Origin of the sequence: Citrobacter sp. EC_71 (genome assembly GCF_019584005.1) — a bacterium.
GTDB classification, from domain to species: Bacteria; Pseudomonadota; Gammaproteobacteria; order Enterobacterales; family Enterobacteriaceae; genus Citrobacter; species Citrobacter werkmanii.
The window spans coordinates 132618-154864 of record NZ_VDAY01000009.1; the positions used below are offsets into that span (position 1 = coordinate 132618).

Consider the following 22247-nt stretch of genomic DNA (forward strand, 5'->3'; position numbering starts at 1 on the left):
CTCCCTTCCGAGGATCTGACCCGAACGGTCGGATAAGATATGTTAAACAGTATTTTAGTCATTCTCTGCCTAATCGCCGTGAGTGCGTTTTTCTCGATATCCGAGATCTCGCTTGCCGCATCACGCAAAATCAAACTTAAGCTGCTTGCCGATGAAGGCAATGTGAACGCACAGCGTGTTTTGAAGATGCAGGAAAACCCCGGCATGTTTTTTACCGTGGTGCAGATTGGCCTAAACGCGGTCGCCATTCTCGGCGGTATCGTTGGTGATGCGGCCTTTTCCCCGGCGTTTTACAGCCTGTTCTCAAAGTACTTCGCTCCAGAGCTGTCCGAACAGTTAAGTTTTATTCTGTCCTTCTCACTGGTTACTGGCCTGTTCATCCTGTTCGCGGATTTAACCCCGAAACGCATCGGTATGATTGCGCCAGAAGCCGTGGCTTTGCGTATCATCAACCCGATGCGCTTCTGTCTGCTGGTCTTCCGCCCATTGGTGTGGTTCTTTAACGGTCTGGCAAATAACATTTTCCGCCTGTTTAAAATTCCGATGGTGCGTAAAGATGACATCACGTCAGACGACATTTACGCCGTGGTCGAAGCCGGTGCGCTGGCGGGTGTTCTGCGCAAGCAGGAACATGAGCTGATTGAAAATGTGTTCGAACTGGAATCCCGCACCGTACCGTCTTCTATGACCTCGCGCGAGAATATTATCTGGTTCGATCTTCATGAAGACGAGCAGAGCCTGAAGAACAAAGTGGCGGAACATCCGCACTCCAAATTTCTGGTGTGTAACGAAGATATCGATCACATCATTGGCTATGTCGATTCAAAGGATCTCCTCAACCGCGTGCTGGCCAACCAGAGTATGGCGCTGAACAGCGGCGTACAGATCCGCAATACGCTGATTGTCCCAGATACGCTGACGCTCTCTGAAGCGCTGGAAAGCTTCAAAACCGCAGGCGAAGATTTTGCCGTCATCATGAACGAGTATGCATTGGTGGTGGGGATTATCACGCTCAACGATGTGATGACCACGCTGATGGGCGATTTAGTCGGTCAGGGCCTGGAAGAGCAGATCGTGGCGCGTGATGAAAACTCATGGTTAGTCGACGGCGGTACGCCGATTGATGACGTCATGCGCGTCCTGGATATCGACGAATTCCCGCAGTCCGGCAACTATGAGACCATCGGCGGCTTTATGATGTTCATGTTGCGTAAAATCCCGAAACGCACCGACTCGGTGAAGTATTCAGGCTACAAATTTGAAGTAGTGGATATCGATAACTACAAGATCGATCAGCTGCTGGTGACGCGTCTGGACAGTAAACCTACCGTTCTGGTACCGAAACTGCCGGATGCGAAGGAAGAGGCGAAGGCGTCATAGCGCCTTGCAGAAACATCAACGGCTCCTGTCCTGGAGCCGTTTTTTTAACTACCGCATAGCACTTTGATCAAGCCATCTCAGTTTGCAGACGCAAGACCTGACGGTTAACTTCGGACATCACGGAAAAATGCAGCTTGTCCTTCACTTTTGGGATAAGAATCTTACCCTTATCAAATTCAAAAGCGCCTACATCCTTGATATATAACCGTCCACGAAACAGGATCTTCACGTACTTCGCCACCTGCAGCGGGTTGTATCGTTGGAAAATTTTCATTGTTGTCTCCTGCTGAGCATTACGCCTTTGCGGTACCACAATCGGTCCGACAATCCTCAGGCGCAAATTTTAATGCCCTATGACTATAGACTATCTCGTTGATGTTTCCAGCGTGTATAAGTTTATTTACCTTCCAGTTACAATTATTCAGAATTATCTTTTCAACGCTTCGCTGTCTTCAGTATAAGCCTTCGATTTTCGCAGGATTTGTGCGCCCGTCCGCAAACTGGCATCGCGCTTGCGGGAAAAAGCATCAATCGCACATATGATTAAATTCCAGGCCCAAGTGGTCGGATCACCTGCAAAATAAAGAAAGAAGGAAAACCTATGACCTTACGAAAACTGCTGGCGCTGTCGTGCCTGCTGCTGCCGATGATTGCCTCCGCCCATAAGTTTGAGACTGACCAGCGCGTACCGCCGGTGGGGATCGCCGATCGCGGCGAACTGATTCTCGATAACGATAAGTTTAGCTACAAAAGCTGGAATAGCGCGCAACTGCCCGGCAAAGTACGCATTGTGCAACACATTGCCGGACGCACCTCCGCCAAAGAGAAAAACGCGAACCTGATTGAAGCCATCAAAGCGGCGAACCTGCCGCACGACAAATACCAGACCACCACTATCGTCAACACGGATGACGCCATTCCTGGCTCCGGTATGTTTGTGCGCAGCAGTCTGGAGAGCAATAAGAAGCTCTACCCATGGTCACAATTTATCGTCGACAGCAACGGCATTGCGCGTAAAGCCTGGCAACTGGATGAAGAAAGCTCAGCTATTGCGGTACTTGATAAGGACGGACGCGTACAGTGGGCAAAAGATGGCGCATTAACGCAGGAAGAGGTGCAGCAGGTGATTGCCCTGCTGCATAAATTGCTCAGTAAATAGAGACGCGGAAGCCGGGGTTGAGGAACGATTCACGTGGGGTGTAGTCCAGAGGTTTCCCCTGCCAGTCGTGAACGTGCGCTCCGGCTGCGGCGGCAACGGCGTGGCCAGCGGCGGTATCCCAGACGTTAGTTGGCCCAAAACGCGGATACAGCTGCGCGCGCCCTTCCGCCACCAGGCAGAATTTCAGCGACGATCCAATCGACGTGGTCTGGTGCTCGCCCAGTTGTTGCAGATACTCTTTTAACTCATTGTCGGCATGCGAACGGCTAATCACCACCAGCGGTGGACGCGCGTCACGTACCTGGATTTGTTTGCGCACACCGCACTCTTCTTTCCACGCTTTGCCTTCTGCCGCGCTGTACATCACCTTCATCACTGGCGCGTAAACCACGCCAAGTACCGGCTTTCCCTGCTCAATCAGCGCAATATTAACGGTAAATTCACCGTTACGTTTAATGAACTCTTTGGTGCCGTCCAACGGATCGACCAGCCAGTAGCGCTGCCAGTGCTGGCGAACATCCCAGCCAGGAGGGGCTTCTTCAGACAGAACCGGAATATCCGGCGTCAGCGCCTGTAATCCTTCGAGGATCACCGTGTGCGCAGCGATATCCGCCGCCGTGACCGGAGAATCATCCTGCTTGCTGGTAATCTCCATCGGTTTGATTCCATCGTAGACCTGCATAATGGCATCGCCCGCGTTCCGTGCAAGCTGGCATACATGTTCTAACATTCTCCACCTCGTTTGTCAGTGGTGTTAACTCGTTGTTTTACTTATACCCGATCGTCAGGGGATCCGCCAACTGTGATAGCGTCTGCGGTTTTAAACGCTATATTCATGTCATGATTCACAGTTCTGTAAGCAAGAAGATTTATATACATTTTCTTTTGTGGCTTAGATCTTAAAAGGATGCCCCTGATGATTAAGTTTAGTGCAACGCTTCTGGCAACGCTGATTGCAGCCAGCGTGAATGCCGCGACCGTCGATCTGCGAATAATGGAAACCACTGATTTACATAGCAATATGATGGATTTCGATTATTACAAAGACACGCCGACTGAAAAATTTGGCCTGGTGCGTACGGCAAGTCTGATCAACGCCGCGCGTGGTGAAGTCAAAAACAGCGTGCTGGTTGATAACGGCGATCTGATTCAGGGCAGCCCGCTCGGGGATTACATGGCGGCCAAAGGGCTGAAAGCGGGCGAAACTCACCCGGTATATAAGGCGCTCAATACGCTGGATTACGCGGTGGGCAACCTCGGCAATCATGAATTCAACTACGGTCTGGAGTATTTGCATAACGCGCTGGCCGGAGCGAAGTTCCCCTACGTTAACGCCAATATCATCGACGTTAAGACCAAAAAGCCGCTGTTTACGCCTTATCTGATCAAAGACACTGAGGTAATTGACCAGGAAGGTAACAAGCAGACGCTGAAGATTGGCTATATCGGCTTTGTGCCACCGCAGATTATGACCTGGGATAAAACCAACCTCAGCGGCAAAGTCACGGTGAACGACATTACGGAAACTGCACGCAAATACGTTCCGGAAATGCGGGAAAAAGGCGCCGATGTCGTGGTGGTGGTTGCTCACTCCGGCCTTTCTGCCGACCCGTATCAGACGATGGCGGAAAACTCCGTTTATTATCTCAGTGAAATACCGGGCGTGGATGCCATTATGTTTGGTCATGCTCACGCCGTCTTCCCGGGGAAAGATTTTGCCAACATTAAAGGTGCAGATATCACAAAAGGTACGCTCAATGGCGTGCCGGCGGTGATGCCTGGCATGTGGGGCGATCATCTGGGCGTCGTGGATTTGGTACTGAATAACGATAGCGGTAAATGGCAGGTCACCCAGGCGAAAGCAGAGGCACGCCCCATTTATGACGCTGCGGCGAAAAAATCACTGGCAGCAGAAGACAAAAAAATCGTTGAGATCCTGAAAGCCGATCACGACGCCACGCGTGAGTTTGTCAGCAAACCGATCGGTAAATCCGCCGACAACATGTACAGCTATCTGGCGCTGGTTCAGGATGACCCGACCGTGCAAGTGGTGAATAACGCCCAGAAAGCGTATGTGGAGCACTTTATCCAGGGCGATCCGGACCTGGCAAAATTGCCGGTACTTTCCGCGGCCGCGCCGTTTAAGGTCGGTGGACGCAAGAACGATCCGGCCAGCTTTGTCGAAGTCGAAAAAGGCCAGTTAACCTTCCGTAACGCCGCTGATTTGTATCTTTATCCCAACACCCTGGTGGTAGTGAAAGCCAGCGGCAAAGAGGTGAAAGAGTGGCTGGAATGTTCCGCCGGGCAGTTTAATCAAATTGATATTCACAGCAGCAAGCCGCAGTCGCTGATCAACTGGGATGGGTTCCGTACTTATAACTTTGACGTGATCGACGGCGTGAATTATCAGATTGATGTTTCACAGCCCGCCCGCTACGACGGCGAGTGCCAGACCATCAACCCAAAAGCAGAGCGGATTAAGAATCTGACCTTTAACGGTAAGCCTATCGACCCTAACGCCACCTTCCTCGTCGCGACCAACAACTATCGCGCCTACGGCGGTAAGTTTGCCGGAACTGGAGACAGCCACATCGCGTTTGCGTCACCAGATGAAAACCGCTCGGTACTGGCGGCATGGATAGGTGCTCAGACGAAGAGCGCAGGCGAAATTCACCCGGCGGCAGATAACAACTGGCGTCTGGCGCCGATTCACAGTGATACGCCACTGGATATTCGCTTTGAAACATCACCGTCTGAGAAAGCCGCGGCGTTTATCAAAGAGAAAGGGCAATATCCGCTGAAAAAAGTCGCGACCGATGATATCGGTTTTGCCATTTATCAGTTGGATTTGAGTAAGTAACTTTCGTGCCGGATACGACGCACCAGCGTCTTATCCGGCCTGCAAAACACACTGCCAACCTATCACACAACCCGCTCTTCCCGTTGCGCCAAAACCTGCGGCAAATTCAGTTCTATCCAGTCCGCCAGCGCGGCGACTTTATCGCTCACCTGCTCGCCCAACGGCGTCAGGCTATATTCCACATGCGGCGGCACCACCGGATAAGACACCCGATTGATAAACCCGTCCTGCTCCAGCGCCTGCAGCGATTGCGCCAGCATCTTTTCGCTGACGCCGCCCATCTTCCGGCGCAAATCGCTAAATCGGTGCGTACCATCGCGCAGCGCCACCAGAATTAATACGCCCCAGCGGCTGGTGACGTGTTTTAACACCTCGCGGGAGGGACACTGTTCGGCAAACAAATTGCCGTCGCGTAACTGTTGGGAGAGGGTCGACGCTGTCATTTTCATACTAACCTTTTTGTGCGTACTTACTAAAAGTAAGTTTAAGTGTTAGCGTGATTAAACACAAGACCAATACCAAGGAGTCACCCCATGATCGCAATTACCGGCGCCACCGGCCAACTGGGCCAACACGTTATTGAATCTCTACTGAAAACCGTTCCTGCCAGCCAGATAGTGGCTATCGTGCGTAATCCCGCTAAAGCGACGGCGCTTAGCCAGCAGGGCATTACCGTTCGCCAGGCGGATTACAGCGATGAAGCCGCCTTTACGACTGCTTTACAGGGTATCGACAAGCTGCTGCTGATCTCTTCCAGCGAAGTGGGACAACGTGCCCCACAGCATCGCAACGTGATTAACGCAGCAAAGGCTGCCCACGTGAAATTTATCGCCTACACCAGCCTGCTGCACGCCGACACCTCCCCGCTGGGGCTGGCCGATGAACACGTCGCCACTGAGAAGATGCTGGCTGAATCCGGTATCGCTTATGCGCTACTGCGCAACGGCTGGTACACCGAAAACTATCTCGCCAGCGCGCCAGCTGCACTGGAACACGGCGTCTTTATTGGGGCCGCGGGAGAAGGCAAAATCGCCTCGGCAACCCGTGCCGACTATGCCGCAGCCGCCGCGCGCGTCATCAGTGAAGATGGTCATACCGGTAAAACCTATGAGCTTGCGGGCGACACAGGCTGGACCCTGAGCCAGTTGGCTGCCGAGCTGGCAACACAGAGCGGTAAAAAAGTGGTGTATCAGAACCTGAGCGAAGCTGATTTTGCCGCGGCGCTGAAAGGCTTTGGTCTGCCCGCCGGGTTGGCGGACATGCTGGCCGATTCAGATGTCGGCGCTTCTAAAGGCGGTCTGTTCGATGACAGCCATACGTTGAGCAAACTGATTGGTCGCCCAACCACATCGTTGGCTGACAGCGTCAAAGGCATCGTGTAAGTGTTAAAAATTAGTTAATTGTGGTGGCATCCCCACGCATCCTCTCTGATAATGACAGGATGATGCGTGGGGAGAGAAAACGTGCAAGGTGTACCTGAGCAGTTTATTGATGAGAAAGACAGCGCCCGCTTTCGCCATCTGGCGCAGGTGCCGGGCGTTGAGCTGTATCATGCGCACATATCACGTTACGCCTTTGAGCCGCACACCCATGAAGCGTTTGGCATTGGCGCGATAGAAGCCGGAGCCGAACGTTTTCGCTATCGCGGTACGCAGTACGTCGCTCCCGCCCATTCTGTCGTCACCATGAATCCCGATGAACTGCATACCGGCGAAGCCGAAACCGACGACGGCTGGCGCTATCGGATGATCTACCTTGAGCCCGATCTTCTGGAAGAGATCACCGGGATCCGCCACTGGTGGTTTCATGACGTCACGCGTCACGATCCGCTGCGCTCGCGGCAGATCTGCTCGCTGATCCATGGCCTGTGGAACACGGAGGATGCGCTGGCGCAAAAAGGGTTGTTGCTCGATCTGATCGATACGTTCCAGCCGCTGGCTCGCCATGCGCCAATATCTGCAGAGGGGGCGCATCGCTTTGAACGGGTACGCGAGTATCTGCATGATAATTACATGCACCCGATAACGCTCGACGAACTGGCGCGGGTGGCCTCACTGAGTCCCTGGCATTTTCAACGCCAGTTTAAATCTCATTTCCACGTTACGCCGCACCAAATGCTGATGGCCATTCGCCTGTGGCGAGCCAAAGGTTTTCTCACTCACGGAATGCCCGCCGCAGAGGTAGCCGCCGCCACCGGTTTGACCGACCAGTCGCATCTCACCCGCGCGTTTACCCATCACTACGGCATTACGCCGGTACGTTATCAGAAGCAGGTTTATTCGCGCTAATGCGCAATCTCATACAATACGGCTGCGCTCTCCCTACCTACACTCAACGCAATGTTTAATGATGTGGATGTTAACAATGATTAGCGGCGTGCTGTACGCCCTGCTGGCAGGGCTGATGTGGGGATTAATTTTTGTCGGGCCGCTGATCGTGCCGGAATACCCGGCGGTGTTGCAGTCGATGGGACGCTATCTGGCGCTGGGGCTGATCGCGTTGCCGATCGCCTGGCTGGGACGCGCGCGTCTGCGCCAACTGACGCGTAAAGACTGGATAACGGCGCTGGCGCTAACGATGATGGGTAACCTGATTTATTACGTTTGCCTGGCCAGCGCCATCCAGCGTACCGGCGCGCCGGTATCAACGATGATTATTGGTACATTGCCGGTGGTGATCCCGGTCTTCGCCAACCTGCTCTATAGCCAGCGTGACGGCAAATTATCCTGGTGGCGTCTGTCACCTGCGCTGATATTGATTGCCATTGGCCTGCTGTGCGTGAATATCTCGGAACTGAATCAGGGATTACCCGATTTTAGCGGCTGGCGTTATGGCTCCGGTATTGTACTGGCGCTTGTCTCGGTGGTGTGCTGGGCGTGGTATGCGCTGCGTAATGCCCGCTGGCTGCGCGAGAATCCAGATAAGCACCCGATGATGTGGGCGACGGCTCAGGCGCTGGTGACGCTGCCCGTTTCTCTGCTGGGGTATATTGCAGCGTGTCTGTGGCTGCATGGGCAAACGCCAGGTTTTGCCCTGCCCTTCGGCCCGCGTCCGGATGTGTTTATCGGTCTGATGATAGCCATTGCGGTATTGTGTTCGTGGGTGGGTGCCCTGTGCTGGAACGTTGCCAGCCAGAAGCTGCCGACGGTGATCCTCGGCCCGCTGATAGTTTTCGAAACGCTGGCCGGTCTGTTGTATACCTTTATGCTGCGCCAGGATTTTCCGCCGCTGCTGACGCTAAGCGGGATTGCGCTGCTGGTAATAGGCGTGGTAATTGCGGTGCGGTCAAAACCGCAGAAACCGGTGGTAGTGCCGGTTTCAGGGGATGCCTGATGGCGCTGCGCTTATCCGGCCTACATGAGATCGTACAGTCCTTGTAGGCCGGATAAAGCGTTTACGCCGCCATCCGGCGCGACACTTTAAATACCGCCACGGTCTGGTTCAGTCGTGCTGCCTGCTCTTCAAGCGCGGCGGCAGCGGAAGCGGACTCCTCCACCAGCGAAGCATTTTGCTGCGTCACGCGATCCATCTCGGCAACGGCCTGGCCTACCTGATCGATACCCCGGCTCTGTTCATCAGAAGCAGAGGCAATTTCGCCCATAATGTCGGTCACGCGGGTCACGGCGCTGACAATCTCCGCCATCGTTTCGCCTGCTTCATGCACCAGCGCCGTACCGGCGTTGACCCGATTACCCGAGTCATCAATCAGCGCCTTAATCTCTTTTGCCGCCTGAGCACTACGCTGCGCCAGAGTACGAACTTCGCCAGCGACCACGGCAAAACCACGTCCCTGTTCGCCCGCACGCGCCGCTTCTACCGCCGCGTTCAGCGCCAGAATATTGGTCTGGAAGGCAATACCGTCGATAACAGTGGTAATTTGCGCGATTTTGCTGGAACTGGTGGCGATTTCGTCCATTGTACGCACCACGCCATCAACCACGGTTCCACCTTTCAACGCCGTCTGTGAGGCATTTTTTGCCAGACTGGTCGCCTGACGCGCGTTATCTGCGTTCTGCTTCACGGTGGCGGTGAGTTGTTCCATGCTGGCAGCGGTCTCTTCCAGAGAGGCAGCCTGCTGCTCGGTACGTGAAGAGAGATCGTTACTGCCTGCGGCAATTTCACCCGCGCCGGTGTAGATAGTGTCAGCCCCGTCACGCACCACGCTGACCGTATTCGCCAGCGCCTGCTGCATGTCACGCACATTACTTGCCAGCAACGCCATTTCATTGCTGCCATCGGCGTTGATGCTATGCGTCAGGTCACCCGCAGCGATGTGGCGAATATGTCCCATCACCTCGTGGAGCGGCCTGAGCAACACGCGCTGCATCGCCAGCCAACTGGCGACAATCACAGTGACGACAGTCAACATCACGGCAGACAACAGCCAGATTATCTTGCGGTAATCACTCTCATTGTCCTGCACGCCGGCGGTGGCCAGCGCCGTTTGCGCGGCACGCCATTCCCGATACACTTCCTGCATGGCCGTCTGCTTCTGCTCAGCATTCTGCTTGAACATCTCTTCCAGCTTACCTTCAGCCAGCAGCGCGTTCATTTTAGCCAGCGTCGCAGAATAGATGCCGTACTGTTCTTCCAGTCGATCGGCCAGACGCTCATCCAGCCCCGGCGTTTCTGGCAGGGCGTAGTATTTATCATAATGCTCTTTCGACTCGGCCAGCAGACGATTCGCCGTGTTCACCAGCTCTTTCAACTGACCGCCGTTGATCTCGCTGGCCATCGTTCCCTGTAAACGCAGCATACCCCGGTTGAGCGTGACGCGAACCTGGTTCAGGCTAATCCACGCGTCGGTAAATTCAGCCACGTTCTGACTGGAAAGCTGAGAGACATTAAAGTTCTGTTTATCGTTATTGAGTGCGCCAATAAAGACGCCTGCGGAGATGAGCTGCATCGCGCCCAGCGCGAGTAGCACGGTGATAAGTAAGGTTATCACTTTAATTCGTTTGAACATCTGTTGCCTTTTATTATGCAGGTATTGTCTGAGGTCTAACTATCGGCAGCGGCGTGCGCTTATTTAATTCTCTGGCGCAGCTTTTTTCGCCGTATCTCTCCTTTCCAATAAGATTCAGCACCTTAACGAAATAAGAAATTTTTGTGATGCTCATCACAAAACACCCCACCCCGAAAGGGTTATAGCCTTCCCTATAAGATGCATTTAAAATACATCTTATATTATTGAGAATGAGGTAACGGCAATGTCTTATCGCGATCAACCTTTAGGTGAACTGGCGCTCTCTATTCCTCGCGCTTCGGCCCTGTTTCGTAAATACGATATGGATTACTGCTGCGGTGGTAAGCAAACGCTGGCACGCGCTGCCGCGCGTAAAGAGCTGGATTTAGACGTTATTGAGGCACAGCTCGCGCAGCTGGCTGAACAGCCGTTGGAGAAAGACTGGCGTACCGTGGCGCTGGCTGAAATCATCGACCATATCATTGTGCGTTATCACGACAGACATCGCGAACAGTTGCCGGAACTGATCCTGCAGGCCACGAAAGTTGAACGCGTTCACGCAGACAAACCGAACGTACCGCGCGGTCTGGCGAAGAACCTGAGCATGCTGCATGAAGAGCTGTCCAGCCACATGATGAAGGAAGAGCAGATCCTGTTCCCGATGATTAAACAGGGCATGGGTAGCCAGGCAATGGGACCAATCAGCGTGATGGAAAGCGAGCATGACGATGCCGGTGAACTGGTCGAAGTGATCAAACACATCACCCATAATGTGACGCCGCCGCCAGAAGCCTGCACTACCTGGAAAGCCATGTATAACGGCATTAACGAGATGATCGATGACCTGATGGAACATATCAGTCTGGAAAATAATGTGTTGTTCCCGCGTGCCCTCGCAGGTGAATAAAAAAAGGCGCCCGAGAGCGCCTTCCTGAAGTCCGAATTCGGCCACTGCTTATGTGGCCTTTTTTGTGTCCGATATGGCTACGCTTAACGCACGCCTGCCATACGTTTCTTACCGATAAACAACCAGCCCAGACCCAGCGCGATGAACCACAGCGGCGTCACGATCAGCGCCTGGCGAGTATCCTCTTCCAGCGTCAGCAGTACCAGTACGAAAACAAAGAACGCCATACACACCCAGCACATCAGCTTACCGAGCGGCATCTTGTAGATTGATTTTTCATGCAGGTGCGGACGCTGCTTGCGGTACACCAGGTACGAGCAAAGAATGATGGTCCATACGAACATGAACAGAATCGCCGACACGGTGGTGATCATGGTGAACGCGCCAATCACGCTCGGATTCACATACAGCATCACCACGCCGCCCAGCAGGCAGATACAGGAGAAGGTTAAACCTTTCGCCGGAACCGCGCGTTTAGACAGCTTGGCAAACGCTTTAGGCGCCACGCCTTCCTGCGCCAGACCAAACAGCATACGGCTGGTAGAGAACACGCCGCTGTTTGCGGAAGAGGCCGCAGAAGTTAGCACCACAAAGTTGATCAGGCTCGCCGCCGCGGGCAGACCGACCAGGACAAACAGTTCAACGAATGGGCTCTTGGATGGCACGACCGAGCTCCACGGCGTGACGGACATAATCACAATCAGCGCGAAAACGTAGAACATGATGATACGGATCGGGATCGAGTTAATGGCGCGCGGCAGAGATTTCTCCGGGTCTTTGGTTTCCGCAGCGGTTGTCCCCACCAGTTCAATGCCCACAAACGCGAACACCGCAATCTGGAAGCCAGCAAAGAAGCCGCTCAGCCCTTTCGGGAACCAGCCACCGTCATTCCACAGATGCGTGAACGATGCCTGAACGCCAGTTGGCGACTGAAAGTGCGTCAGTACCATCACCAGGCCGACGACAATCAGACCGATAATGGCAACAATTTTGATCATCGCGAACCAGAACTCCATCTCACCGAACATTTTTACCGTGGCGAGGTTAAGGCTCAGCAGTAGCACGATCACCGCCAGCGAGGCGACCCAGTCTGAGAGTTCGGGGAACCAGAATTGCGCATACGCGGTAATGGCGACAACGTCTGCCATCCCGGTAACAACCCAGCAGAACCAGTAAGTCCAACCGGTAAAATATCCGGCCCATGGCCCGAGCAGGTCGGAGGCAAAATCACTAAAGGATTTGTACTCCAGATTCGAGAGCAGCAACTCTCCCATTGCGCGCATCACGAAAAACAGCATAAAACCGATGATCATATACACAAAGATGATCGACGGTCCGGCGAGACTAATGGTTTTACCGGAACCCATAAACAGGCCGGTACCGATAGCGCCGCCAATGGCAATAAGTTGAATATGACGGTTTGTGAGATTGCGCCGTAGCGACTGTTCAGACGAAGCCTCTTCTGCAGCTTCGACTTTTACCTGATCTACCATGTTTTTTCTTCCTGTACCTGTCTGTGTTGTTCAGGCTCTACGGCCTTTAATGTGTCTATGATACGACGATCCTGTTATCAGGACTCATCGATATTAGGTAAGAATTGGCGGGATGAATACTAAGATTTAGATATAATGTTAATTTAATGTTTAAAGTGAGTGTCATATCACTCTGATAGCGCGAATCAGCTCACAAAAATACACGCTGGTGAAGCATTTGCAATATAAAATATCGACAACAGCGTAACTATAGCTTTTCACGCTATTTCTTTGCTCCCCCCGGCCTCGGGGGGAACAGAAGTCACTGCTTACAGAATCTCAAGCAGTTCAACGTCGAATACCAGCGTGCTGAACGGAGGAATGGACGCGCCAGCGCCACGCTCGCCGTAAGCCAGTTCCTGAGGAATAGTCAGTTCCCATTTGGAACCCACCGGCATCAGAGTCAGCGCTTCAATCCAGCCTGGGATGACGCCGTTAACCGGGAATTCAGCCGGTTCGCCACGTGCGACAGAGCTGTCAAACACGGTACCGTCGATCAGTTTACCAGTGTAGTGCACGCGAACGCGGTCGGTGCGTGCCGGGATAGCGCCTTCGCCCTGAGTCAGAACACGGAACTGCAAACCGGATTCAGTGCTGTTCACACCCTCTTTCTCACGGTTTTCTTCCAGATATTTAACGCCATCTGCGGCCATCGCCTGGAAACGCTCGCGACGAACGGCATCAGCACGTTCGTGGATTTCACGCAGTGCGCGATGCACAACATCAACAGGCACTGCCGGATGCTTGCCTTCCAGCGCGTCAGCGATACCCGCTACCAGCGCTTCAGGCAACAGCCCTTCCAGACCGGACTCGCTCAGCTGCTGTCCTACCTGCAAACCAATGCCGTAGCTTGCTTGCGCTTCGATAGTGTCAAAAGTCGGGGTAGCCATCATATTTCCTTTCATCGGATGTAAAGTAGCGGGCAGCATATCAGCCATGCCGCATCCGGTAAAACTTTGTCTCGGGAACTGATGACAAATCGCGAGGAAAAAGAAACAATGACTATTGTCCGCATGAATGTCACGAAAGCGGGTACCCGAACAAGTATCATAGAGTTAGCGATCTATACTCTATGACAGAGGAACGAGACGCGGAGCAGGAGGAAAGCCATGCCCGGGCGCTTTGAATTAAAACCAACCCTGGCGAAAATCTGGCATGCACCGGACAATTTTCGCATTATGGACCCGCTGCCGCCGATGCACCGCCGCGGCATTATTGCTGCTGCCATCGTGCTGGTGATCGGTTTCCTGCTCCCTTCCAGCGACACCAGCGATGCACCAGTGGTCACGCGTACTGCCCAGTTGGATTTGCAGTCGCAGTCACAGCCGCCGACGGAGGCCCAGCTTCAGGCACAACTGGTCGCCCCGCAAAACGACCCAGGCCAGGTCGCGCCGGTTGCGCCGGAACCCATCCAGGAAGGGGAACCAGACGCACAGCCGCAGGCCCAGCAATCCCAGCCACAGACGCAACCTTTCCAGCCGGATAGCGGGATTGACCAGCAGTGGCGTTCCTACCGCGTAGATTCGGGTAAAACGCTGGCCCAGGTATTCCGTGACCATAATCTCCCGCCAACCGATGTGTACGCCATGGCGCAGGTAGAAGGTGCCGGAAAACCGCTGAGCAATTTGAAAGACGGACAGATGGTGCAGATCAGGCAGAATGCCAGTGGCGTAGTGACAGGGTTAACCATCGATACGGGTAATGGCCAGCAGGTCCTGTTTACCCGCCAGCCTAACGGCAGTTTTATTCGCGCCCGATAGCCAGCACACCTGATAAGCGCAGTGCCATCAGGCAGCAAGGTGAAGCGTTAGCGTTTCACCTTGTTCACCCACCAGATCCCCGAACAGACCAGCACCAACGCTACTGCATATTTCCATTCGAGAATATTTTCGCCGAGGAAAACCGCCGACAGTACCGCGCCTGAAACCGGGATCAGGAAGTTAAACGGCGCAATCATTCCCACGCGGTTGTGTTTAAGCAAAATACTCCACAAGGCAAATGCCACCGAAGAGAGCAACGTCAGGTAGCCCAGAATCGCCAACGAAGACGCGCCGTGTACGGTCAGGGTGCCACCAAAAGCGTAACCGCCGATCACCAGCGCCAGACCGCCACCGCCCAGCTGATACCCCGTCATTACCGTCGGGTCGACCGTTTGAGAAATGCGTTTGCCGTATAACGTAGCGGCGGAGAGAATAAAGGCTGCCATCACTACCGAGCCGTCCCCTAACAGGCTGAAGCTAAAATCCAGTCCGCTGTTAAAGTTCACCACCATCACGCCGAGAAAGCCCAGGATACAACCCAGCGCCTTGTTGTAGCTGAGTTTATCGTTCTGATAGATAAAATGCGCCAGCAGCACGCTGAAGAACGTGCCTGTCGCGTTCATGATGGACCCTTTCACCCCCGTGGTGAACGCCAGGCCAATATAAAAGAAAATATATTGCAGCGAAGTCTGCGTCAGCCCCAACAGCGTGAGCTGACCATATTGACGCGGGCTTAACCGGCCAATCGGTTTACGCTGCGCCATCGCCAGCAGGAGCAGCAATAATCCCGCAAACAGAAAGCGATAGCCGGCAAAGACAATTTTCGAGGGGATGTCATCCGTGGCAATCTGGAAGATTTCATATCCGCTTTTGATCGCCGGATAGGCGCTTCCCCACAGCAAGCAGCAGAACGCCGCGCTCAGGTAGACAACATTTTTACGCGCAAACAGAGGTTGGTGCGTTGGTTCCATTCCATCACCACTTTGAAATAATGTTTTATTTTTGTGATTATCCCGAAAAGGACAAAGAATAGCCAGAGAGAAAAGCGGGGAACAGAAAAGCAAAACGCCGGCACAGGGCCGGCGCTTTTACGCGGTTAGCAGAATAAAAACTTATTCTGCAACTACGTTTACAGTCAGCTTAGCAAACACTTCGCTGTGAACCTGGAAGCTCACTTCGTGCTCGCCAGTGGTACGCAGAACGCCGTTCGGCAGACGAACTTCGCTCTTAGCTACTTCAACGCCAGCTGCAGTTACAGCGTCAGCGATGTCGCGAGTACCGATGGAACCGAACAGTTTACCTTCGTCGCCTGCTTTAGACGCGATGGTTACGGTTTCCAGTGCGTTGATTTTCTCAGCACGAGCTTCAGCAGCGGACAGTACGTCAGCCAGTTTAGCTTCCAGCTCAGCGCGACGCGCTTCGAAAAATTCAACGTTTTTCTTGGTAGCAGGAACAGCTTTACCCTGTGGTACCAGGAAGTTACGAGCATAGCCCGCTTTAACGTTAACCTGATCACCCAGGCTACCCAGGTTTGCTACTTTATCAAGCAGAATAACTTGCATTACCTTATCCTCTCAAAGTCGTATTAATGGACCGTGACCGATTACTGATGACGATCAGTGTACGGCAGCAGGGACAGGTAGCGAGCGCGTTTGATAGCGCGAGCCAGCTGACGCTGGTATTTTGCACGGGTACCGGTGATACGGCTTGGGACAATCTTACCGCTTTCGGTGATGTAGTTTTTCAGCGTAGCGATATCTTTATAGTCGATCTCTTGAACGCCTTCCGCGGTGAAACGGCAGAACTTGCGACGACGGAAATAACGTGCCATATGGCTAGTCTCCAGAATCTATCAATTCAATCTGCTCGGCATGCAGAACCATTTTGCTCAGGCCGTTCTTTGCCTTATGGCAAGAGATGAACCCCTGAACGGTTACTGCGCTACCGACCGTTATACTGTGAGTAATGGCCTGGTTTTCGTGTCCGCTAACAATAACGGGCATTTGGCACCACGCCTGCCGGTGAAACCCGGCTTCCTCCTGCACAGAACGATGCTCAAGCACGAACTGGCAATGAGGAATTCCTGATGGACTGACCTTTCGAAGGGGGGCCCTGCACACGGTGCCGGACAACGCCAGACGGTTGGTCATCAGAAATTACTCTTCAGAATCCCCAGCTTCAGCATCATCTGCGGTTTCGTTTGCGAAATCATCGCGACGCTCACGGCGCTCGTCTTTCGCTTTAACCATCGGAGATGCTTCGGTAACAGCGTGTTTAGTACGCATAACCATGCTGCGGATAACGGCATCGTTGAAGCGGAAGGTAGTTTCCAGCTCATCGATCACTTCCTGCGGCGCTTCAACGTTCATCAGAACGTAGTGAGCTTTGTGCAATTTGTTGATCGGGTAAGCCAGCTGACGGCGGCCCCAGTCTTCCAGACGGTGGATCGTGCCTTCTGCACCAGTGATGGCAGCAGTGTAGCGTTCGATCATACCCGGAACCTGTTCGCTCTGGTCAGGATGGACCATAAAAACGATTTCGTAATGACGCATCGAATTGCTCCTTACGGATTATTCAGCCTCCTGTCTGGGTCAGCCGAGGCCCATGGAGGCAAGGAACGTGTTAAAGGTCGGCTGAAAAATGACGCGTCATAATACTGGGGTCAGACGGTAAACTCAAGGTACTTGTACGATTATTTACCATGCCGCGATTAATACATATCCAGCAGCATCTTGACGCTGATGCAAATAGAGACAATGACAATCATCGGCCGGATAACTTTCTTCCCGCGCGTCAGTACCACCGTTGCGCCAAGGCGCGCGCCGAGGGACTGCCCGGCAAACATCACCAGTCCCAGCGACCAGATCATTTTGCCGCCGAAAATGAAGAACAAAATCGAGGCGATGTTCGATGCAAGGTTAATAAAATTCGAGTGAATTTGCGCCTTATCGATGCTGTATCCCCACAACAGGATATAGCAGAGCGTATAAAAGGAGCCGGCACCAGCGCCAAGAAATCCATCATAAAAGCCAATGCAGCCGCCGCAGATCAGGGAAAAGAAAAACAGGGATACCTGCTGCTTTCTCTTCGGTTCGCTGAGGTTGGGAGCGGAAATAAAGTAGATGGCGACGGCGATAATCAGTACCGGAAGCAGTTTTTTCAACACCTCCGGTTCAATGAACTGAATGAGCGTCGTGCCTAACGCTGAGCCGATAAAAGCAGACAGGAATACATACTTGTGCTCCTGCACGTTGATATGTCCCCGGCGTAAAAAGTAAATCCCGGAGGTTAGCGAACTGCCCAGCGCCTGAATTTTGTTGGTTGCCAGCGCATTCGCCGGGGGTAAACCAGAAATTAACAGTGCGCCAATAGAGAGAAACCCACCGCCGCCCGACACCACGTTAATAAAGCCAGCCACCAGTGCGACCATAAACATAATCACGAAGTAGCTGAAATCCATGAATGAAGTATCCATAAGTTTTTGCCTTATTATCATAAAGTTATATTAATTATACGGCTCACTATAAACAGGGTATCCATCCGTTTAAATTGACTATTTGGTATGAGCTTGTGCGCGAAATACAGGTATTTTTTAACGCAGCGGTATCTATCAGTTACCTGTAAATAAAAGAAAAGGCGGGTATGCGGTAATTTTTTGAACAACTGCATCAGAAATGGTCGCTAACGCCTGCGCCGGTAGCGGTTAAAATTACATCAGAAGCTCATCACTCACAGGAGAGAGGCAACCAGAGACCGCAGTCGAGGAGGTACATATGCGAGCCCGTGTTTTGACCCTTCTGGCTGTGCTTTTGCTCAGTGCAAATGCAACGGCAGCCATCAAAATTGACAATCATCAGGCCAGGAATATGGATGATGTGCAGAGCTTAGGCGTTATTTACATAAATCATAACTTCGCCACTGAAAGTGAAGCCACTCAGGCCCTGAATGAAGAGACCGATGCGCAAGGCGCAACATACTACCACGTGATCCTCACCAGGGAGCCCGGTAGTAACGGAAATATGCACGCCAGTGCGGATATTTATCGCTAGCTACCCGCAAATAACCAACGAGAACATTGCCACCGTTTGACTTGCCCCCCTCACCGGGGGCTTTTTTTTGCACATCCGGTAAATGAGAATTATTTTTCTTTGTATCTTATCCTGGTCATCATTTACTGATTAAATAAAGCATTACCGAACTGATACTCTGGGGCGAAACCATGTTTGCACGCTATGCGACGCTGAATCGCATACCAAAAGGCGTTTGGGTGCTGGGCGGCGTGAGTCTGCTTATGGATGTCTCCTCCGAAATGATCCATAGCCTGCTGCCGTTGTTTATGGCAACCACGCTGGGAGCCAGCGTCATTATCATTGGCCTGATTGAAGGATTAGCTGAAGCCACCGCGCTGATCATTAAGGTTTTTTCCGGCGTTCTCAGTGATTATCTGGGAAAGCGCAAAGGGCTGGCGATGCTCGGTTATGGTTTGGGGGCGCTGAGTAAGCCTCTGTTCGCGATGGCGGGCTCATCAGGCATGGTACTCAGCGCTCGCATGATTGATCGTGTGGGTAAAGGTATTCGCGGCGCTCCCAGGGATGCGTTAGTCGCGGATGTCACCCCGTCCGAAATCCGCGGCGCCGCTTATGGTCTGCGCCAGTCTTTGGATACCATTGGCGCATTTCTGGGCCCCCTGCTCGCCGTCGGGCTAATGCTGCTATGGAACAACGATTTTCACACTATCTTCTGGGTTGCCGTCATCCCTGGGGTGCTCTCTATCGCCCTGCTATGGTTTGGCCTGAGTGAACCGAAAACCCCCGTCACTGATAAACGCACCAATCCGTTACGACGGGAAAACCTGAAAAAGTTGAGTGCAGCCTACTGGTGGGTCGTGGGACTGGGCGCGCTCTTCACGCTCGCCCGCTTTAGCGAAGCGTTTCTCGTGTTGCGCGCATATCAAATGGATATCCCGCTGTTTGCCATTCCGCTGGTGATGGTCGCCATGAATCTGGTCTACAGTCTGTCGGCTTATCCTTTTGGTAAAATGTCTGACAGCATGAACCACACCCGCATGTTACAGGCGGGCCTGCTGGTCCTGATCGCGGCGGATATCACTCTGGCGCTGAGTCACCACTGGAGCACGTTGCTGATAGGCGTGGGATTGTGGGGGATTCATATGGGCATGACGCAAGGGTTGCTGGCTGCCATGATTGCGCATACCGCGCCAGCAGAACTACGCGGTACGGCCTTCGGTATGTTTAATCTGATCAGTGGCATCGCCCTGCTGTTAGCCAGTACCGGCGCGGGCATTCTGTGGGAAACGTTGGGCGCAGCCTCGACGTTTTACGCTGGTGCTGCCATTTGTGCGATAGTTTTAGCAGGAATGCGATTTACGCCAGCGGCTTACCAGCAACGCTGAAGATTGCCCCGAACAGATCGGTGACGCACATCCGTAGATGCACGTTGTCCGGGGCAAAGACGTTACTTCTGCCCGTAGTAGGCGTTTGGGCCGTGCTTACGCATGAAGTGTTTATTCATCAGATAACTGTCGATGGGGCTGAGGGCCGGATTAATGCCACGCGCAATCCATGCCATTTTTGCGACCTCTTCCATCACCACAGCGTTGTGTACCGCGTCGTGAGCATCTTTACCCCAGGCAAACGGGCCATGCTGATACACCACCACGCCGGGCGTATGGAGAGGCTCCACGTTCCCCAGCGTTTCGATAATCACCTTGCCGGTATTCAGCTCATACTCGCCCTGAACCTCTGCTTCAGTTAATGCCCTCGTGCATGGGATATCACCAAAGAAGTAATCCGCATGCGTCGTGCCGAGTGCCGGAATTGCCCGCCCTGCCTGCGCCCACGCCGTCGCGTGGGTTGAGTGGGTATGCACCACGCCGCCGAGAGAGGAATAGCGATGATACAGCGCCAGATGAGTGGCGGTGTCGGAAGAAGGACGATAGCGTCCTTCCACCACATTGCCATCCAAATCCACGATCACCATGTCGTCAACCTGCATCGTTTGATAGTCGACGCCGCTGGGCTTAATCACCACCAGCCCCCGTTCGCGGTCGATGGCGCTGACGTTACCCCAGGTAAACGTCACCAGCCCATAACGCGGCAGATCCATGTTGGCTTCAAAAACCTGCTGTTTAAGTTTTTGCATTACACCGCCTCCACCAGACCTGCGCTGGCCATCCGCGCTTTCACCCAATCGCGCGCCTTCGCCACCTCATGCACCGGATCGTCCGTCGTTTCACTCCACATCTCAATCAGGTATGGCCCGCAATACCCACTCTGTTTGAGAGTCGTAAAACAACGTTCAAAATCGACAACGCCTTCACCAAACGGCACATTTTTGAACACGCCGGGTTTGGTGTCCTTCACGTGGACAGCCACGATATGGCCTATTCCAGCCTGTAACTCCATCTGTACATCGTTATCCCACGCTGACAAATTGCCAATATCGGGATACAGCTGGAACCACGGATTATTGAGATAGTGGGCATAACCCAGCGCCTTACTGATCGAATTCATCAACGGATAATCCATGATTTCCATCGCCAGCGTCACCTGCGCGCGACTCGCCATCTCAACGCTCTCTTTTAGCCCCTCGCGAAATCGACGACGCGTTTCGTTATTGGCCTGCTGGTAATAGACGTCATAACCCGCCAGTTGAATCACGCGAATACCAATATCCTGCGCAAACTGAATGGCTTTCCGCATGATCGCCAGTCCCTGATCGCGCACCGCATCATCTTCGCTCCCCAGCGGGAAACGGCGGTGAGCGCTCAGGCACATAGAAGGGATGCGTACTCCCGTTTCGGCGATGGCGGCCACCAGCGCCAGACGCTGCTCGCGGCCCCAGTCAAGGCGCGCAAGGCGGGCGTCGGTTTCATCAACCGACATTTCGACAAAGTCAAAACCTAACTCTTTCGCCAGCCGCAAGCGATCCAGCCAGCACTCCCCTCCGGGGAGCGCTTTTTCATAAATACCGAGCGGGACCTGTTTCGACAACATAGTCGCTCCTTAGCCCCACAACTGGGCGATGGAACATTTGAACTGACGCGCAGCCTCAACCGGAGAAGCGGCATCACGAATACTGCGACCAGCTATAAACACGTGAATTGGGATCCCCTGGAACAGCGGCAGATCCTCCAACGCCAGGCCGCCGGTTACGGTGACTTTAAAGCCCATATCAGACAGGCGTTTGATGGCACTGATATCCGCTTCTCCCCACGCCACACCTGCGGCCTGCGCATCACGACTGCGATGATATACAACCTGCCCGATACCCGCATCACGCCACTCCTGAGCCTGTTCCCAGGTCCAGTAACCGGTCAGTTCAATCTGTACGTCGCCGTTAAATTCTTTCGCCACCTCGAGCGCACCTTTGGTGGTATTGATATCCGCACAGCAGATGACAGTGACCCAATCAGCGTTAGCTTCGAAACACATGCGGGAGAGGATTTTACCCGCATCGGCGATTTTGGCGTCCGCCAGCACAATTTTATGCGGGTAGAGCGCCTTCAGGTCACGTACGGCACGTACGCCCTCAGCAACACAAAGAATGGTGCCCACCTCAATAATATCGACCTCTTCGGCGATCAGACGCGTCGTTTCGTACGCAGAAGACATTGATTGGTTATCCAGCGCAACCTGCAACATAGGTAATGACATTTCGGTA

At 53.3% G+C, this 22247-nt stretch carries 25 protein-coding genes; 10 read left to right on the forward strand and 15 right to left on the reverse strand.

The window, feature by feature from the left end:
* The first annotated feature begins 39 nt into the window (after positions 1–39).
* On the forward strand, positions 40–1380 hold the full coding sequence (locus tag FHD02_RS12225; protein ID WP_003025713.1) for a hemolysin family protein: 1341 nt from the start codon (positions 40–42) through the stop codon (positions 1378–1380).
* A gap of 67 nt (positions 1381–1447) precedes the next feature.
* Here the strand turns inward: FHD02_RS12225 and FHD02_RS12230 are convergent, their stop codons facing one another.
* Positions 1448–1654 (reverse strand): DUF1107 domain-containing protein, encoded by a 207-nt coding sequence (locus FHD02_RS12230; protein ID WP_003025710.1) that lies wholly within the window; start codon positions 1652–1654, stop codon positions 1448–1450.
* A 327-nt stretch (positions 1655–1981) separates the two neighbouring features.
* Here FHD02_RS12230 and FHD02_RS12235 point away from each other — a divergent pair, with 327 nt between their 5' ends.
* Complete coding sequence (locus tag FHD02_RS12235) at positions 1982–2539, forward strand: YtfJ family protein (RefSeq protein ID WP_061382743.1); 558 nt, start codon at positions 1982–1984, stop codon at positions 2537–2539.
* Here FHD02_RS12235 and cysQ read toward each other — a convergent pair.
* A complete protein-coding gene (gene cysQ / locus FHD02_RS12240) occupies positions 2529–3269 on the reverse strand; it encodes a 3'(2'),5'-bisphosphate nucleotidase CysQ (RefSeq protein WP_137361574.1) in 741 nt (246 codons plus the stop codon). The two genes, FHD02_RS12235 and cysQ, sit on opposite strands and share 11 nt — an antisense overlap.
* 186 nt (positions 3270–3455) lie before the next feature.
* On the opposite strand from cysQ, the gene FHD02_RS12245 reads away from it, so the two are divergent.
* Complete coding sequence (locus FHD02_RS12245; protein WP_220393904.1) at positions 3456–5399, forward strand: bifunctional 2',3'-cyclic-nucleotide 2'-phosphodiesterase/3'-nucleotidase; 1944 nt, start codon at positions 3456–3458, stop codon at positions 5397–5399.
* Between the two features lie 62 nt (positions 5400–5461).
* Here FHD02_RS12245 and FHD02_RS12250 read toward each other — a convergent pair whose 3' ends face one another.
* Positions 5462–5842: a helix-turn-helix domain-containing protein gene (locus FHD02_RS12250; RefSeq protein WP_220393905.1), complete on the reverse strand. Its 381-nt coding sequence runs from the start codon at positions 5840–5842 to the stop codon at positions 5462–5464.
* A gap of 90 nt (positions 5843–5932) precedes the next feature.
* Between FHD02_RS12250 and FHD02_RS12255 the strand changes: the two genes are divergently transcribed.
* The 3 genes from FHD02_RS12255 (at position 5933) to FHD02_RS12265 (ending at position 8732) form a co-directional block, all read left to right on the forward strand.
* Entirely contained in the window at positions 5933–6781 is an 849-nt protein-coding gene (locus FHD02_RS12255) for an SDR family oxidoreductase (RefSeq protein ID WP_220393906.1), read from the forward strand.
* Positions 6782–6862: 81 nt separating this feature from the next.
* On the forward strand, positions 6863–7687 hold the full coding sequence (locus FHD02_RS12260) for an AraC family transcriptional regulator (RefSeq protein ID WP_220393907.1): 825 nt from the start codon (positions 6863–6865) through the stop codon (positions 7685–7687).
* A gap of 76 nt (positions 7688–7763) precedes the next feature.
* Positions 7764–8732, forward strand: coding sequence for a DMT family transporter (locus tag FHD02_RS12265; RefSeq protein WP_220393918.1), 969 nt, complete (start codon positions 7764–7766; stop codon positions 8730–8732).
* Positions 8733–8793: 61 nt separating this feature from the next.
* Here FHD02_RS12265 and FHD02_RS12270 read toward each other — a convergent pair whose 3' ends face one another.
* Entirely contained in the window at positions 8794–10365 is a 1572-nt protein-coding gene (locus FHD02_RS12270) for a methyl-accepting chemotaxis protein (protein ID WP_137361577.1), read from the reverse strand.
* Positions 10366–10609: 244 nt separating this feature from the next.
* Here FHD02_RS12270 and ytfE point away from each other — a divergent pair, with 244 nt between their 5' ends.
* Positions 10610–11272 carry an iron-sulfur cluster repair protein YtfE gene (gene ytfE, locus FHD02_RS12275; protein ID WP_079225626.1) on the forward strand — a complete coding sequence of 221 codons (663 nt, stop codon included), beginning with the start codon at positions 10610–10612 and terminating at the stop codon, positions 11270–11272.
* An 83-nt stretch (positions 11273–11355) separates the two neighbouring features.
* Here ytfE and cycA read toward each other — a convergent pair whose 3' ends face one another.
* The gene (gene cycA / locus FHD02_RS12280) at positions 11356–12765 is read right to left on the reverse strand and encodes a D-serine/D-alanine/glycine transporter (protein ID WP_038636591.1); all 1410 of its coding nucleotides are present in this window, start codon (positions 12763–12765) and stop codon (positions 11356–11358) included.
* 308 nt (positions 12766–13073) lie between these two features.
* Entirely contained in the window at positions 13074–13694 is a 621-nt protein-coding gene (fklB, locus tag FHD02_RS12285) for an FKBP-type peptidyl-prolyl cis-trans isomerase (protein ID WP_038642968.1), read from the reverse strand.
* Positions 13695–13913: 219 nt separating this feature from the next.
* On the opposite strand from fklB, the gene FHD02_RS12290 reads away from it, so the two are divergent.
* The gene (locus FHD02_RS12290) at positions 13914–14564 is read left to right on the forward strand and encodes an OapA family protein (RefSeq protein WP_137371456.1); all 651 of its coding nucleotides are present in this window, start codon (positions 13914–13916) and stop codon (positions 14562–14564) included.
* Between the two features lie 47 nt (positions 14565–14611).
* On the opposite strand, the gene FHD02_RS12295 is transcribed toward FHD02_RS12290, so the two are convergent.
* From FHD02_RS12295 to FHD02_RS12320, 6 genes are all read right to left on the reverse strand, one after another.
* Entirely contained in the window at positions 14612–15535 is a 924-nt protein-coding gene (locus tag FHD02_RS12295) for a DMT family transporter (RefSeq protein WP_137350097.1), read from the reverse strand.
* 141 nt (positions 15536–15676) lie between these two features.
* The gene (gene rplI / locus FHD02_RS12300) at positions 15677–16126 is read right to left on the reverse strand and encodes a 50S ribosomal protein L9 (protein ID WP_003025676.1); all 450 of its coding nucleotides are present in this window, start codon (positions 16124–16126) and stop codon (positions 15677–15679) included.
* Between the two features lie 41 nt (positions 16127–16167).
* Positions 16168–16395 carry a 30S ribosomal protein S18 gene (rpsR, locus tag FHD02_RS12305; protein ID WP_000135199.1) on the reverse strand — a complete coding sequence of 76 codons (228 nt, stop codon included), beginning with the start codon at positions 16393–16395 and terminating at the stop codon, positions 16168–16170.
* A gap of 4 nt (positions 16396–16399) precedes the next feature.
* Positions 16400–16714, reverse strand: a complete 315-nt coding sequence (priB, locus tag FHD02_RS12310; protein WP_006686338.1) for a primosomal replication protein N — start codon at positions 16712–16714, stop codon at positions 16400–16402.
* Positions 16715–16720: 6 nt separating this feature from the next.
* Positions 16721–17116, reverse strand: coding sequence for a 30S ribosomal protein S6 (gene rpsF, locus FHD02_RS12315; RefSeq protein WP_003025672.1), 396 nt, complete (start codon positions 17114–17116; stop codon positions 16721–16723).
* A 158-nt stretch (positions 17117–17274) separates the two neighbouring features.
* Positions 17275–18039, reverse strand: coding sequence for a TSUP family transporter (locus FHD02_RS12320; RefSeq protein WP_042312783.1), 765 nt, complete (start codon positions 18037–18039; stop codon positions 17275–17277).
* 298 nt (positions 18040–18337) lie between these two features.
* Between FHD02_RS12320 and yjfY the strand changes: the two genes are divergently transcribed.
* Both yjfY and FHD02_RS12330 read left to right on the forward strand, forming a co-directional pair.
* Positions 18338–18613, forward strand: a complete 276-nt coding sequence (gene yjfY, locus FHD02_RS12325) for a DUF1471 family protein YjfY (protein ID WP_003025668.1) — start codon at positions 18338–18340, stop codon at positions 18611–18613.
* Between the two features lie 170 nt (positions 18614–18783).
* Positions 18784–19977, forward strand: a complete 1194-nt coding sequence (locus tag FHD02_RS12330) for an MFS transporter (RefSeq protein ID WP_137351291.1) — start codon at positions 18784–18786, stop codon at positions 19975–19977.
* A 62-nt stretch (positions 19978–20039) separates the two neighbouring features.
* Here FHD02_RS12330 and FHD02_RS12335 read toward each other — a convergent pair whose 3' ends face one another.
* Genes FHD02_RS12335 through ulaD form a run of 3 tightly spaced genes read right to left on the reverse strand, consistent with a single transcriptional unit; the run spans position 20040 to position 22240 of the window.
* Positions 20040–20726 (reverse strand): L-ribulose-5-phosphate 4-epimerase, encoded by a 687-nt coding sequence (locus tag FHD02_RS12335; RefSeq protein ID WP_061382735.1) that lies wholly within the window; start codon positions 20724–20726, stop codon positions 20040–20042.
* Positions 20726–21580 carry an L-ribulose-5-phosphate 3-epimerase gene (locus FHD02_RS12340; protein WP_220393908.1) on the reverse strand — a complete coding sequence of 285 codons (855 nt, stop codon included), beginning with the start codon at positions 21578–21580 and terminating at the stop codon, positions 20726–20728. The genes FHD02_RS12335 and FHD02_RS12340 overlap by 1 nt, the downstream gene beginning before the upstream one ends.
* A gap of 9 nt (positions 21581–21589) precedes the next feature.
* Complete coding sequence (ulaD, locus tag FHD02_RS12345) at positions 21590–22240, reverse strand: 3-keto-L-gulonate-6-phosphate decarboxylase UlaD (protein ID WP_137361581.1); 651 nt, start codon at positions 22238–22240, stop codon at positions 21590–21592.
* Positions 22241–22247 lie beyond the last annotated feature (7 nt).

Excerpts from the sequence above, each read along its gene's own strand:
- rpsR (WP_000135199.1), bottom strand. The coding sequence starts at position 16,395 with ATGGCACGTTATTTCCGTCGTCGCAAGTTCTGCCGTTTCACCGCGGAA.
- FHD02_RS12265 (WP_220393918.1), top strand. The coding sequence starts at position 7,764 with ATGATTAGCGGCGTGCTGTACGCCCTGCTGGCAGGGCTGATGTGGGGA.
- FHD02_RS12340 (WP_220393908.1), bottom strand. The coding sequence starts at position 21,580 with ATGTTGTCGAAACAGGTCCCGCTCGGTATTTATGAAAAAGCGCTCCCC.
- FHD02_RS12245 (WP_220393904.1), top strand. The coding sequence starts at position 3,456 with ATGATTAAGTTTAGTGCAACGCTTCTGGCAACGCTGATTGCAGCCAGC.
- FHD02_RS12255 (WP_220393906.1), top strand. The coding sequence starts at position 5,933 with ATGATCGCAATTACCGGCGCCACCGGCCAACTGGGCCAACACGTTATT.
- FHD02_RS12270 (WP_137361577.1), bottom strand. The coding sequence starts at position 10,365 with ATGTTCAAACGAATTAAAGTGATAACCTTACTTATCACCGTGCTACTC.
- FHD02_RS12230 (WP_003025710.1), bottom strand. The coding sequence starts at position 1,654 with ATGAAAATTTTCCAACGATACAACCCGCTGCAGGTGGCGAAGTACGTG.
- fklB (WP_038642968.1), bottom strand. The coding sequence starts at position 13,694 with ATGGCTACCCCGACTTTTGACACTATCGAAGCGCAAGCAAGCTACGGC.
- cycA (WP_038636591.1), bottom strand. The coding sequence starts at position 12,765 with ATGGTAGATCAGGTAAAAGTCGAAGCTGCAGAAGAGGCTTCGTCTGAA.
- yjfY (WP_003025668.1), top strand. The coding sequence starts at position 18,338 with ATGCGAGCCCGTGTTTTGACCCTTCTGGCTGTGCTTTTGCTCAGTGCA.
- FHD02_RS12295 (WP_137350097.1), bottom strand. The coding sequence starts at position 15,535 with ATGGAACCAACGCACCAACCTCTGTTTGCGCGTAAAAATGTTGTCTAC.
- ulaD (WP_137361581.1), bottom strand. The coding sequence starts at position 22,240 with ATGTCATTACCTATGTTGCAGGTTGCGCTGGATAACCAATCAATGTCT.
- FHD02_RS12330 (WP_137351291.1), top strand. The coding sequence starts at position 18,784 with ATGTTTGCACGCTATGCGACGCTGAATCGCATACCAAAAGGCGTTTGG.
- cysQ (WP_137361574.1), bottom strand. The coding sequence starts at position 3,269 with ATGTTAGAACATGTATGCCAGCTTGCACGGAACGCGGGCGATGCCATT.
- rpsF (WP_003025672.1), bottom strand. The coding sequence starts at position 17,116 with ATGCGTCATTACGAAATCGTTTTTATGGTCCATCCTGACCAGAGCGAA.
- FHD02_RS12235 (WP_061382743.1), top strand. The coding sequence starts at position 1,982 with ATGACCTTACGAAAACTGCTGGCGCTGTCGTGCCTGCTGCTGCCGATG.
- ytfE (WP_079225626.1), top strand. The coding sequence starts at position 10,610 with ATGTCTTATCGCGATCAACCTTTAGGTGAACTGGCGCTCTCTATTCCT.
- priB (WP_006686338.1), bottom strand. The coding sequence starts at position 16,714 with ATGACCAACCGTCTGGCGTTGTCCGGCACCGTGTGCAGGGCCCCCCTT.
- FHD02_RS12250 (WP_220393905.1), bottom strand. The coding sequence starts at position 5,842 with ATGACAGCGTCGACCCTCTCCCAACAGTTACGCGACGGCAATTTGTTT.
- FHD02_RS12320 (WP_042312783.1), bottom strand. The coding sequence starts at position 18,039 with ATGGATACTTCATTCATGGATTTCAGCTACTTCGTGATTATGTTTATG.
- FHD02_RS12335 (WP_061382735.1), bottom strand. The coding sequence starts at position 20,726 with ATGCAAAAACTTAAACAGCAGGTTTTTGAAGCCAACATGGATCTGCCG.
- rplI (WP_003025676.1), bottom strand. The coding sequence starts at position 16,126 with ATGCAAGTTATTCTGCTTGATAAAGTAGCAAACCTGGGTAGCCTGGGT.
- FHD02_RS12225 (WP_003025713.1), top strand. The coding sequence starts at position 40 with ATGTTAAACAGTATTTTAGTCATTCTCTGCCTAATCGCCGTGAGTGCG.
- FHD02_RS12290 (WP_137371456.1), top strand. The coding sequence starts at position 13,914 with ATGCCCGGGCGCTTTGAATTAAAACCAACCCTGGCGAAAATCTGGCAT.